Raw genomic sequence first — 1,545 nt, 5'->3', positions numbered from 1 at the left:
CTAATTTATTAAGGAGTGGGTATAGTATGCTTTATACGAAGGCCAAAAAGGAAGCTCTTTCAATTTATGAACACGCAGTGGAAAAGTACAATAATACATACCAAACTATGCAGGAAACGGGGTCCCGACTCTATTCCTTACGGCAAGATAGTGTAAAGTTGATCCAAGAAATAGAGCTTTTACTCAATAGTATCGCAAACAAGCCAAAGGAATTTGAAAAAACAATTTCTGATATTCAGGCTGAACAAAAGAAGTTTCGAGATGCAGAAGAGTATGCCGCAGAAGCAATGAAAGCCGCTGTGAAATCTGGTATTAGCGTTGCCGCCGGAGTGGCTGGCGGAGCCGCTGTGGCGAGTATGGCACCTTCTGCCGCCATGTGGGTGGCCACCACCTTCGGAACTGCCTCCACTGGAACTGCAATCTCCACATTATCTGGTGCAGCAGCAACAAAAGCGGCGCTGGCATGGTTGGGCGGTGGGGCGTTGTCTGCCGGGGGAGCAGGAGTTGCAGGTGGCCAAGCTCTCTTAGCCTTAGCTGGGCCCATTGGCTGGGGAATAACCGGGGTAACCACGGCAGCATCTGTAGTTGCATTAGGGCATAAAAACAAGAAGATTGCAGATGAGGCAATTGCTGAAGCGAAGAAAATTACCATTGCTGGGGCAGAGGTCAACGAATCCAGCGCCAAAATTCAGCATCTTATAGATGAAACGGTTATGTTGATGGATGATTTGCGAGATATGTCTCGGGCAAACACACTTTTAAGGGATGCAAATTATCTGGAACTGTCTGAGAAAGAGCAATACCGTCTTGGTGCTATGGTTAACAGTACTCTGGCGTTAGCTGAAATGCTGAACAAGACCATTTAGGAGGATTCAGTATGGATGTCGCGCAAATTGTAAAAAGCACGCAGGAACAGGGTGTTGCTGCATGGGTTGATTATCTAAATCAGTTGCGGTTGAACGAACTTCTGGCAAAGCTGACCTCACAAAATATGAATCTTGAGCAGGCGTTGGCCGAACTTCAGAAGATGAAGGTCAATATTGCTGCCTTGATTGAAAACAATCGGGGCGGCGCAAAAGGAATGCATGGCTTTATCGCAGAGACTGCGGAGGTTGGCATTGAAAACGCACGTAACCTGATAAAAGGATTAGACGCGGTCTGCGAGTGGATCAATAACAATGGCCCTGCAGACATTCTCAGAAATGGTACAGAAATTCAGCAAAAGTTTGTGCGATCCGGGGGGCATTTCGGCCTTGAGGCTGTCAAAGCCCATTTGGAGCAATACCCTGATTTTATTCGAAATGGCGGAAAATATCAAATTCCGAAAGATTTCTATAACGACCTCCAAAGGATTTTGGCGCTTTCTCAGGAAGAAGCAGCGAAGGAATCTACCAGTACATATCAATTGTGGAAGTGGATTCATACCTTCTTTGAGGAAACTGGAGTTTCTCCAAGTGATTTAGAACCTGCGGTTTTAGATTATTCAGCCGTACAGGCCGGAAAAATTGGCAAAACCATTCAGCAAGAAGAAAACAACATTAAAGC

1 protein-coding gene and 1 pseudogene are annotated in these 1,545 nt (G+C 45.8%); both read left to right on the top strand.

Annotated elements, in window-relative coordinates; all coding sequences use genetic code 11:
• The coding region (locus ACTNBK_RS16995) for a hypothetical protein (RefSeq protein WP_441147871.1) at nt 1–866 on the top strand (866 nt) is incomplete at its 5' end.
• 11 nt (nt 867–877) lie between these two features.
• Nucleotides 878–1,545 (top strand): annotated as a pseudogene (locus ACTNBK_RS16990) (hypothetical protein); the annotation flags it as partial.

It is taken from the genome of Intestinimonas sp. HCP28S3_D6 (genome assembly GCF_052065695.1).
In the GTDB taxonomy this organism is placed as follows: Bacteria; Bacillota; Clostridia; order Oscillospirales; family Oscillospiraceae; genus Intestinimonas.
Note: the sequence above shows the minus strand (reverse complement) of the source record. Positions and strands in the feature narration are given on the sequence as shown.